Genomic DNA, 12127 nt, shown 5'->3' with positions numbered 1-12127 from the left:
GATCTCGACCACCACGCGCCGGTTCTGCGCACGACCCGCCTCGCTGGCGTTGTCGGCGACCGGCTCTGCCGCGCCGCGGCCCTGCACCGCCAGGCGGTCGACGGGCACCTTCAGGCCATCGGCGAGGTGGCGCACCACCGCCAGCGCCCGCGCCTCCGACAGTCCCTGGTTGTCGCCGAAGCGCGCCGCGGTGCGGCGCGACAGGCGCTGGTCGTCGGTATGGCCGGTGACGCGAATCGACACGTCCGGCTGCCCGCGATACTTTGCGACGATGGCGTCGAGCGCCTGCCGCGCGGCCGGCGTCAACTCGGCCTCGCCGGAATCGAACAGCGCGCCGCCGGCATCGGAGACCTGCTCGCGCAGCAGCGGCTCGCCCTGCGGCGGCTGCGCGCCGGCGGCACGCATCTGCACGATCTCCGATGGCGTGAAGCCGTCCAGCCGCAGCGGCCGCTCCGCCGAGGCGGGCATGGCGCGCTCGAACAGCCGGCTGTCGTCATCGCGGCGGCCCGTCTCCGACAGGCCCCGCATCAGCGGCGGCACCGCGCCCTTCGTTGCGTTGGCGGCAGGCGTGGTGGGCATGGTGGACGCGTTGGCCGGCGCGCCGGCTCCCGGCGCGCCCTGCGCCCACAGATTTCCCTGCGTACCCGCGAACAGGGCCCCGACCAGCACGGCCGTGCGACGTCGATGGATTGTTTTCATTATCGGACCTCGACGTACTCGGTTTCGATCTGCAGCGGATAACGATTGGAAACGTCGGCCCAAAGTCGTCGCAAGGCATCGGTCAGGTAGGACAGCCGTCTGTCCGCCCATCCCGTCTCCCCGGGCCTGCCTCGATACGACACATGGACCACCGACACGCCGGCCTCCAGCACCGGCACCAGCTTGCCGAGCTCGCGCTGCCATTCGGGCCGCAGCTCGTTGCCTTCGTTGGCGAAGGCCTTGGCATCGACCTCGATGCGCACCACGCGATGGATCGCCGCGCCGAAATCGAGCTTGACCATCTTGCCGCGCGTGGCACGGACCACGCGCGGGTTCTCGGTGGTCACGCGATAGCCCGAAGGCAGCGTGCGTTCGTCGAGCTTCATCACGAAGTTCGAGCCGCGGTCCGCCTGCGGAATATCGGCGCAGGGCACGTGGAAGCGGCCCTTGGCGTCGGCGGTCACCAGCAGCCCGCGCACCGTGACCACGCGCACGTTCGGAATGCCCGGCTCGCCGTCGTCCTGATAGCCGTTGGCATTACGGTCGTCGAACACCTTGCCGATGATGTCGGTGCAGTCGAACACCGCGTCGGGCACGATGCGGACCGTCGCCGCGCCCGTGTTGGACGCCTGCAGGTTTGCGATCGCGTTCAGCGCGTAGGCCTGGTTGGTGTACTCGCCCTCGCTGACGCCGGTACCGACCAGCAGCACCAGCCGGTAGGTCTTGGTCTCGCCCGCGGCGAAGGTCTGCACCGGCCAGGTCATCTCTCGGCCGTTGGCGCGCGGTTCGGAGCCGACGCCGTTGATCGACCCCGAGCCGCTGCGGTACTTGAAGCCCGGCGGCAGCAGGTCGCGCACCGCGATATGCGTCAGCGGCGCGTTCAGCGTGTTGGTCACCGCGATGGTGTAAGGCACCAGCGAGCCGCGCATCACGTTCAGCATCGGCGTGGTCTTGACCACGCGCAGCGCGCCGCCGAGCACGGGATCGAGCGGGATGTGGTTGTGCGCGATCTGCGCCGGCACCGCGCCGAAGGCGAAGGCGTTGTACCAGAGCACGGTGTCGTTGCCGCGCGGCGCGCCGGGCGTCGGCACGACCTGCAGCAGACCGCCACCGCCGGCCGGCAGCACGCCGCTGGCGGGCGGCAGCATGCCCGAAGGCGGGGGCAGATACGCGGCGGGCTGCACCACGCGCAGCGTGTAGGTACCCGCCGGCGCCTGCGAAGTCAGCAGGAACTGGTAGAAGCCGTCCTCGCCGGTGGTCTGCTCGACATTGGGCGCGCCGCCCACCACCCACTCCGGCCGCGCCGGCGCACCGTCCGGGCCGATCAGCGTGACCTTCGCCCCGCGCACCGGATTGCGGCTGACGGCGTCGTAGACCACCCCGGTCGGATCGACCGGCAGGTTTTCCTCGGTCACCGTGGCACCGGAGGCCACCACGACGTCGAAGATCGCCGATACGTCGCGCCGGCCGCCGCTGGCGCAGCGCGGATCGTTGCTCTGCGGGGGGCATACCACGCCGTTGGCGGGATTCGGCACCGGATAGCCGTACAGCGCGCCGCCCGGATTGAAGAAGCGCAGCTCGTAGCCGTTGTCCGCCGGCACGTTGTCCAGCGTATAGCGGCCGCTGGCATCGGTGAACACCGGGGCCACCGAGCCGACCGGCGCGCCGTCCTTGTACAGCACCACGCGCCAGCCGCCCAGCGGCGGCTCGTCGCCCTCGCGCACTTCGCGCGAACCGCCCGGCTTGTTCATCCACACCTGGCCGGTGATCTTGCCCTTGTCGCCGGTCAGTTCGCCAAAGTCGTAGCCGCCCGCCGGCACGCCGGCGTCCAGCACGATATTGCCGATGGTGTCGTTGCCCGCCGTGCCGCCCGCACTGCCGACGGTCTCCTGGCCATCCTTGTAGATCGCCAGCGCCGGGCCGCCCTGCTCGGTCACGGTGTAGGTGCCGGCCGGCAGGTCGCCGAAGCGGTAGCGGCCATCGGCATCGGTCGTCGCGGTGCGCGTGACCGGGCCGGACAGTGCGACCGTGACGCCGGCGATGCCGGGCTCGCCGCTGTCGCGGCGGCCGTTGGCGTTGATGTCGACGTAGACCGAGCCGCTGAGGCCCGAGGCACGCTCGGGGAAGTCGTAGCCCGCCGCGGCCACGCCGCTGTCGATCCTGACGCCGTTGACCTGGTTGGTGCCCGCGGTACCACCGCGGTTGCCGACCACCACGCCGCCGTCGATATAAGCGGTCGGCTGCGTCTGGGTGATCGTGTAGCCCGCGGCGTCGCTCGGCCGCAGTCCGTCGAAGCGGTAGCTGCCGTCCGCGCCGGTCTGCACCGTGCGGTTGACCGGCTGGCCGAGATCGTCGATGCCGGTCAGCGTGATCGTGATGTTCGGCAGCGAACCTTCGCCCGCGTCCTGCACGCGGTTGCCGTTGTCGTCGAACCAGCTCTTGCCGGCGATGCTGCCGCCGCCGACTTCGCCGAAGTTGAAGTTCGTGCCGCTCTGCAGCGGATCGAACACGATATTGCCGATCCGGCTCAGGTTCGGCACCTGGTTCGGTGCCGTGGTCCAGCAGCCGGCGCAGCTGCTGCCGCCGAGCTCCCCGGCGGTGGTCTTGCCGTCCAGGTAGTTGGCCGGCTGCTGCTGCTCCAGCTGGTAGCCGCCGGCGCCGGACTTCGGCAGGCCGGTGAACACGTAGCCGCCGTCCGCGCCGGTGGTCACCGTGCGGGTGATCGCCTGGCCAGCGGCATCGGTGCCGCTCAGGCGGATCTGCACGCCGGCGATGCCCGGCTCGCCGGCATCGCGCAGGCCGTTGTTGTTCAGGTCGCTGTAGACCGCGCCGCCGAGGCCGCCGAGGCGCTCGCCGAAGTGGTAGTCGCGCCCTTCCTGGCCTGGAGCCAGCGTGATGTTGCCGATCGTGTTGGCGCCGGGCGTGCCGTCGAAGAGCGCGTGGTTGACGGTGCCGGCGGGCGTGCCTGCCGACTCCTTGCCGTCGCCGTACTGCGGCGGCTGCGTTTCGACCAACGTATAGGTGCCGGCCGGCAGGCCTTCGAAGCGATAGCCGCCGTCCGCCGCGGTGGTCGCATTGCAATTGACCAGCGTGCAGATATCAATGCCGGTCGTGGTATTGCCGCCCAGGCGCACCGCGATGCCGCCGATGCCGGTCTCGCCGCTGCCGCGCACGCCGTCGTTGTCGGCATCGACATAGACCGAGCCTGATACGCGGCCGCCCAGTTCGCCAAAGTCGTAGCCGGCCCCGAGCTGGTTCTGCTGCACCACCACGCCGTTGATCACGTCGTTGCCGGCGCTGCCCACCGGCGCGCCGCCGACCGAACCGGCACGGTCCGTGCCGTCGGCATAGGCGCTCAGCAGCGCCGACGGATTGCCGGCGCCGTCGCGCTCGCGCACCGAATAGCCGCTGCCATCGCTGGCAGGCAGATTGGCAAAAGCGTAGTGGCCGTTGGCGTCGGTGGTGGTCGTACATGGGTAGACCGAACACACCGCCGCGCCCGCGCCGGTATTGCCGGACAGGGACACCGCCACGCCTGCGATGCCGGGCTCGCCGGTATCGCGCCGGCCGTTGTTGTTCAGGTCGACATAGACCGAGCCGGTCAGCTGCGTGTCGCCCTGGTGGCCGAAGTTGTAGTTGACCGCATGGCTTTCCGACACCAGGCCAATGCCCGCGATAACCTGCGTCGCGGCGTTGGTGCTGCCGGTGCCAGGCGTGGCGGCGCCGGTGCCGACCTGCGTGCCGGTGGCGCTGATGCTGGCCGGGCGCGTCTCGGTCACCGTGTAGGTGCCGGGGCGCAGGTTCGTGAAGCTGTAGCCGCCCGTGGCGTTGGTCGTGGCGGTGGCGTTGACCGCGGCGCCAAGATCGTCGGTGCCGCTCAGCGTCACGGTGACGTTGGGCAGGCCGAAAGTTTCGCCCGGCTGGCGCGTCGCGTCGCCATTGGTATCGATATAGGCCGAGCCGCCGATCTGCGCAGCCTTGACCTCGCCGAAGTTGACGTTGGCCACGCTGCCGTTCAGCGTCAGCGCGATCGCCTGCACCGCGTTGCCGATCGGGCCGCCCGACACCGAGCCGCCGCTGGCGCCGTTGGTGCCGGTGCCCGCGCTGGTGCGGCCGGGCAGATAGTCGCCCGGCTGGGTCTCGGTCACGGTGTAGCTGCCCGGACGCAGGCCGGTGAAGCTGTAGGCGCCGGTGGCATCGGTGGTCGCGGTACGCGTGACCGTCGCGCCGAGATCGTCGGTGCCGGTCAGCGTCACCGTCACGCCCGCGATGCCAGGCTCGCCGCCGTCGATCGCGCCGTCGGCATCGCGGTCGTGATAGACACGGCCGCTGATGCCGCTGGCCGGAATCTCGCCGAACAGGTAGTTGGTCGCCGCGGTATTGCCCGGCAGCGGGATATTGCTGAACACGTCGTTGCCGACCGTGCCGCCGGCCGAGCCGATGGTGTCGCGGCCGTCCGCGTACGCGGCGTTGTTGACCGGGCCTTCGCCGATCTGATAGGTGCCCTCGGGCAGCCGGTCGAACACGTAGGCGCCGCTGGCGTTGGTGGTCGTGCTGCGCGTGATCGGCGTGCCATCGAAGGCAGTGCCGCTCAGCGTCACCGCGATATTGGCGATGCCGTTTTCGCCGGCATCGCGCACCCCGTCGTTATCGGCATCGACATAGACCGCGCCGGCGAGCGACGACGACACCACGGTCACGATGCCGCTGTTGCTGTTGTTGGACGGCTGCTCGTCCTTGGAATCGGTGGTGACGGTCGCGCTGTTGGTGAACTGCGTCGGCGCGGCGCTGCTGACCGCGGTCACCTTGACCGGAATCGCGATCGAGATCTGTGCCAGCGCGTCGACCGTGCCGAACGAACACTGCACCGTGCTGCCGCCGGCCGCGCCGCTGCAGCTCAGGCTGGTGGCAGAACCGCTGACCATCGTCGCCACCGGCGGGCCGGTCAGCACCATATTGGCGGGCAGCGTGTCGGTGACGCGCACGTTGTCGCCTTCGGTGGGACCGTTGTTGCGAACCATCACCGTATAGATGAAAGGACGCATCAGGTCCACGGTCGCCGGCGCCGCGGTCTTGGACAGTACCATCAGGTCCGCCTTGGTACGGACCGTGGTCGGCTCGGTGGTCTGGTTGTTGCCGGCGTTGCGGTCGAAGCCGCCGGCGATCTCGTCCGAGGTGATGCTGACCGCGTTCTGCACGGTCCCCTTGGTCACGCCCTGCATGCCGACCTGGATCTGCACCGATTCGCCGGACGCAATTCGCGGATAGCTGCAACTGATAGTGCCGCCGATCGAATCGACCGGGCCGGTGGTGCAGCTGCCGGTCGACGTCAGCGTCTTGAAGCGCAGGCCGCTCGTCGGCAGCGTGTCGGTGACCATCACGTTCTGCGCCTGCGACGGACCGTTGTTGGTGACGGTGATCGTATAGACCACCATGTCGTCGACCGCGACCGGGTCGACGCTGTCGCGCTTGTTGACCAGCAGGTCCAGGTCGGGGCCGGTTACGTTGGTGTTGACAAAGCCGGTGTTGTTGCCGGCATTGGTCTCGACCGTCGACGTGCTGACGGCCACGTTGTTGGTGATCGTGGTGTTGCGCAGCGCGGTGCCGGGTCGCACCACGATGGTGGCGGTCTGCTGCCCATTGGCCACGATCTCGGCCCAGCTGCAGGTCACGGTCTCGCCGCCGGTGGTCAATGCTCCCGGCGCCAGCGCGGTGGTGCAGCTGCCACCGCCGTTGCCCTGCGCCCGCACGAAATAGACGCCGGCGGGCAGGGTATCGACCGCCTGCACATCGGCCGCCTTGCTGGGACCGGCATTGCGCGCCGTGATCACATAGGTCAGGTCCTGGCCGGCCGGGATGCTGGTCGGGTTCGCGGACTTCTGCACCGTGACGTCGGCGCGCGGCTCGATGTTCGAAGAAACGGTCGCGAAGTTGTCGGTGTAGTCCGGGTCGGCGACATTGCTCGACAGCGCGCTGGCCTGGTTCTGGCGCGCGCCGCCATCGCCGCCGGGGCGCACGCGCACCGTGACGACCGGGCAGTCGCTGTCCGCGGTACAGACCGGGATCGACGGGAACCGGCAAGACAGATCGCGCACGCCCGCATTGCCTGCCGCGCTGTTGCAGCTGCCGCCGATCGTGTTGCCGTTGGCGATCACCGCATCGATGAAGCCTTCGCCGGTCGGGCCGACGCCGTTGCTGATCAGCGTATGCAGCGAGTCGAACAGTGTGACGTCGGTCGACGGCTCCGGACCCGCGTTCACGACCTGCAGGCTGTAGGTCAGGATGTCGCCGGCCGGCAGCGACGCCGGCGCGACGCGCTTGATCACCGACAGGTTCGCCGAGGCGCTCGGCGGCTGCGTCGACATGCCGTACGACGCGCAGTTGTTCTCCGGCACGTTGTCGAGCGCCGGCGTGCCGCTGGCCGAGGCGACCGCGGACACGCACATCGTGTTCGCGAACTGGCCGTCGGCCTTCGCCTCGACCTCGTAGGTGACCCAGGGACTGGCCTGGCCCGAGGCCAGCGGCGCACCGCTGGTGTACTCGCGGGTACAGGTCATCTGCGTGCCCGCGCTGGTGTCGTACGGCGGCGTCGGCGTGCAGGTCCAGCCATTGGTCGCGGTATAGCCGAGCACGCGCAGATTGGCCGGCAGCGTGTCGATCATCCGGGCCGTGCCGACCAGCGCGCTCGGTCCGTCGTTGTGCAGGCGGACCTGCCATTGCCACTTCGAACCGACGGTCGCCAGGGCCGGCGAGGGGCCGCGCTTCTCGGCGCGCAGGTCGGCGGCCGGATCGACGATGGCGATGGTCTTGGTGCTGCTGTTGTTCAGGTTGCCGACATCGGGCGTGCTGCTGCTGATGGTCGCCACGTTGTTGACCGGGTGGAACGCCGTGACGGCGCGCACGCCGATGGAGATGGTGCCGGCATTGACGTTGCGGCCGGCGCCGAGCGCGCCGCCCGCCCAGGTACAGCGGACGGTCTGGCCCGACACCGTGCAGCTCCATCCGCCGGAACTGAACGCACCCGGATTGCGCAGCGCCACCTGGGACGGCAGCGTGTCCACCACCTCCATGCCGACCGGCGCGTCGCCGGTGTACGAGACGGCGAGCGTGTAGTCGAATTCGGTGCCGACGGTCACCGTGTCCGCGCCGGTCGATCCCTTGACGATGCGCAGGTCGGTGCCCGCGGTCACGGTGGTGTTGGCGGTGACCGTGTTGTTGGCGCTGGTCGGGTCCTGCGCCGCGGACGGCGACACCACCGACACCGAGGCGCTGTCGGTCAGCGTCGAGCTGGCGCTGGTCCAGACCTCGCCCTGGATCGTGCCGACGTCGACGGTGGCGTTCGGCGCGATCGGCCCCGCAACGTTACAGGTCACCGTCGAACCGCTCTGCGAGCAGCCCAGCGGCAGCGAGGTCGCGGTGTAGCCCGGCGGCAGCGTGTTGACCACGCGCAGCGACGTCGCCGCGTCCGGGCCGGCGTTCGATACGCGCATCGCGTAGTTCAGCGCGCCGCCCGCCTGTACGGTCGGACTCGACGGAATCAGCTGGATCGCCAGGTCGGCACCCTGCGTAACCGTGGTGGTCTGCGGCCGGGTGTTGTTGCTCAGATCGGGGTCGGACTCGGCCGAGGTGACCTCGCCCACGTTCTCGATGGTGCCGGCGCTCTGCGGGCGCACGGTGACGAGCACCGTGGCGACGCCCGACGCCGGGATCGAGCCCAGCGAGCAGGACACCACGCCGCCGGCCGGCGCCGCGCAGCTACCCTGGCTGGGCTGCGCGTCGACGAAGACGACGCCCGGCGGCAGCGTGTCCTTGAGGACGACGCCGGTCGCGGCCGCATTGGTGGTGTTGTTGTCGACCCGCAGCGTGTAGGTCAGCAGCCCGCCGGCGGGAACGGGATCGAAGCCGTCGTCGCTGTGGTTCAGCACCAGGTCCGCGGCGGTGGCCGCCGATGACATGACGACCATTGCCAGCCCCGCCAGCAGGCGGTTGCGCCAGGCTTTGCCCCTGGCAAGCGCGCACGCGCGCCTGCCCGGGCCCGCGAACGCGGTCCGAGACGACCAATCCATGATTTCCCCGTTTCCTCAAGGCCACGCCGGTCGCGGTCGCATCTATCGCGCTGTCGCGCCGGCCGACTTGTCTTTTTGCTTCTTTTGCTTCTTTTGCTTCGCTGCGATGGGCGGCTGGCTCCCCGCCCGCGTGCCGGCATACGCCGGCCAAACCCACACGCCCCCCCCCCGCCGTGTCGTACACGGTAAGGCGCGGCTTCAAGGCTGTGCTGCTGGTGTTTCGGATCGCTGAGGCGTTTCCCCGATGGCCTGCCGGGACATGGCCGGGTCGGCTGCGACGGGGAAAGCGATGACGCTGACGGATTCGCGGGGCAACAACTCCCACCCCGTGGAACCTGCTCTGCGAACGCGGAGCGGATTGTCCTAGTGATTCAAAAACAACATTGTAAACAAATGTGTCTGAATCGAAACGTCTGTCTCCCTGGCCTTGCCCAGAAAGTGGAAAGCCGCGCCAGGCTTGGCCTGGCGGGCAATGGACGAGTGTATGGAAAAACCGACGAAGGGGCTTGCTGCCCTGCAATGTTCCGCCGACCCGACATGGACGGCGGCGTGCCGGCCCGCACCGCGGTGATGCCGGGGGACGTCAGCTGACGCGATAGAACTCGGGCGTCTGGCCCGCGTTGACGGCCCGCTGCAGCCAGTCCGGCATCTCGCCGGTGCCATCCCAGCACTGGCCCAATGCATTGCGATACAGAACGCCGGCAGGCTCGGGCGGCGCGGCCTTCTTCGCGGCGGGGGTGGCAGCCGAAGGAGCGGGCGAAGGAGCGGCCGAAGGAACGGCCGACGATGGTGGGGCCGGGGTGGCCGACGTTGGCGTATCGGCGGCGCGGCCGCGTTCGGTCCGGCCGCTACCGGAGAAACAACCGGCCGCGACAAGATCGTCCAGCGACAGGCCATAACGATCCATCTGCGCGCGCACCCAGGCGGCCGCGGCTAGTCGGGCTTCATCGAACTCGGACATGGCGTTTTCGTGCACGCTGCCGACCCGAGGCGGCCGACAGGCTAGGAGGACAACAGAAGGACCCGGCGGTGCCGGTCGAACATCGCGATTCTACAGGCTCGGCGCCGATACGCCCTGCCGGCGCGGCAAAACCTTGAATTGCGCCACGCCTTCGCGCTAAGGTCGAGCCTCTCTTTCGCCGCAAGCCAGGATTCCTCCGTGTTGTCGTTGCCGCTCGCCTTCCCGCCTCTGCGCCGATGCCATGCCACGCGCGCCAGGAGCGCGCGCCCGTGAACATCATCGTCGACGTACTGATCCTGCTCGGCGCCCTGCTGGCCATCGTCGCGGTGGTCCAGGTCGCCGCGGCCAGGCTGCGGTTTCCGGAATCGACGCTGCTGTCGGGGATCGGCATCGCCATTGGCGCGGGCTATGTGGCGATCGACGCCACGCTGCCCGAGTTCGCCGAGCACTTCCTGCATCCGCTGATCGATCCGTCGCTGCCGCCCGAAGCCTATCTGTGGATCTTCCTGCCGCCGCTGCTGTTCCACGCGGCGCTGACGGCCGACGTGCGCAGCATGCTGCCGGACGCGGCGCCGATCCTGTTGCTGGCTGTGGTGGCCGTGGTGGTCGCCACCGGCGTGATCGGCGTGGTCACCGCGGCGGCCAGCGGCATGAACCTGGTGGTCTGCCTGCTGCTCGGCGCGGTGGTGGCGACCACCGACCCGGCCGCGGTGATCGCGATCTTTCGCGATGTGGGCGCGCCGGCCCGGCTGATCCGGCTGGTCGAGGGCGAGAGCCTGCTGAACGACGCCGCGGCGATCGCGCTGGTCGGCGTGCTGATCGCGATGCTGACCGGTCACGGCGCCGAAGCGACGCTCGCCGCCGGCCTGACCGAGCTGGCCTGGGCGTTCGGCGGCGGCATGGTATGCGGCCTGATTGCCGGCCGCCTGCTGGCCGAGCTGCTGCCGGCGCTGGCCGGCCTTGCGGTCGCCGAGGCCGCGCTGACGCTGGCGCTGCCCTATCCGCTCTATCTGCTGGCCGAGCAGCTGCTGCATGTGTCCGGCGTAGTCGCCGTGGTCTGCGCCGGGCTGACCCTCGGCGCGCTGGGTCCGACCCGGCTGACTCCCCCGAACTGGCGGCACCTGCGCATGATCTGGGAACAGTTCGCCGGGATCGCGGGCGCGGTGGTCTTCCTGCTGGCCGCGGTGCGCGTGCCGGCGCTGCTGCAGGGTGTCACGCCGCACCACGGCTGGCTGCTGCTGGCGCTGGTGGCGGCCGCGCTGCTGGCGCGTCTGGCGACGCTGTTCGGCCTGCTGCCGGTGCTGACCTGGCTGCGGCTGTCCGCGCCGATCGACTCGGCGTACAAGCTGGCGATCGCCTGGGGCGGGTTGCGCGGCGCGGTCACGCTGGTGCTGGCGCTGGGCATCGCCGAGAACCGCGCGCTGCCGCTGGAAACGCGCCATTTCGTCGCGATCCTGGCGACCGGCTTCGTGCTGGTCAGCCTGCTGGTCAACGGCACCACGCTGCGCTGGCTGATCCGCCGGCTCGAACTGGACCGGCTGTCGCCGCAGGAACTGGCGCTGCAGCGCCAGGCGATCCGGCTGTCGACCGAGGAGGTCGAGAGCGCGCTCGATCGGCTGGCCGACAGCTTCGGGCTGCCGCCGTCGGCCGCGCGCGAGGTCGCCGCGCATTACCGGCGCGACATCGAGCTGGGCTCGGCCGATTTCGATTTCGACAGCGCGCTGTCCGAGCGGGCGCGGCTGTCGATCGGGCTGGTCACGCTGGCGACGCGCGAGAGCGAGCTGATCCCCGAATACGGCAACGGCGTGGTGTCGGTCGCCAACCTCGACGCGATGATGCGAAACACCGCGCAGATGATCGACGCCGCGCGCGAACAGGGCCGCATCGGCTACAACCGCGCGGCCCGCCACATCCTCGACTACCAGAAGAGCTTTCGCATCGCGCTGTTCCTGCACCGGCGCCTGTCGATCGACCGGCCGCTGGCGCGCGTGCTGGCCGACCGCTTCGAACTGATGATCGTGCGCCAGACCGTGCTGCAGCGGCTGCGGCAATACAACCGCGCGATGCTGTCGCCGGTGTTCGGCGCACGCATGGCCACCGTGCTCGACGGCGTGCTCGAGGACCGCTTCCACGCCGCCGAACAGGCGCTCCAGCAAATGCGCGAGGAGTTCGGCAGCTATACCGTCGCGCTGGAGAAGCGGATGCTGATGCTGTTCGCACTGCGCAAGGGCCAGCACGAGCTGCAGGCGATGCGCGAGGAGAACGTGATCTCGCGCGAGGCCTACAACCAGATCGCGCGCGCGATCCGGCAGGCGTGGGAGGCCAATCTGGCGCGGCCGCCGCTGCGCGGCAGCTTCGGCGACGGCGCACGCACGCGCCCCCCGCCCGCCAAGGTGCCGAC

4 protein-coding genes are annotated in these 12127 nt (G+C 69.9%); 1 reads left to right on the top strand and 3 read right to left on the bottom strand.

The genetic code is table 11. The features are described 5' to 3' along the window. The 3 genes from B551_RS26420 to B551_RS04050 all read right to left on the bottom strand — a co-directional run. Positions 1-579: OmpA family protein (locus B551_RS26420; protein WP_172682436.1), on the bottom strand; the 579-nt coding region annotated here is incomplete at its 3' end. A gap of 119 nt (positions 580-698) precedes the next feature. Continuing rightward, positions 699-8654, bottom strand: a complete 7956-nt coding sequence (locus B551_RS04055; protein ID WP_172682435.1) for an SdrD B-like domain-containing protein — start codon at positions 8652-8654, stop codon at positions 699-701. A gap of 694 nt (positions 8655-9348) precedes the next feature. Continuing rightward, a complete protein-coding gene (locus B551_RS04050) occupies positions 9349-9726 on the bottom strand; it encodes an H-NS family nucleoid-associated regulatory protein (RefSeq protein WP_006577310.1) in 378 nt (125 codons plus the stop codon). 269 nt (positions 9727-9995) lie between these two features. Between B551_RS04050 and B551_RS04045 the strand changes: the two genes are divergently transcribed. Then, a partial coding sequence (locus tag B551_RS04045; protein WP_052511261.1) for a sodium:proton antiporter occupies positions 9996-12127 on the top strand: 2132 nt, incomplete at its 3' end.

It is taken from the genome of Cupriavidus sp. HPC(L) (assembly GCF_000307735.3).
Lineage (GTDB): Bacteria > Pseudomonadota > Gammaproteobacteria > Burkholderiales > Burkholderiaceae > Cupriavidus.
The sequence above is the reverse complement of the archived record's forward strand: the minus strand, read 5'-3'. Positions and strand labels throughout refer to the sequence as shown.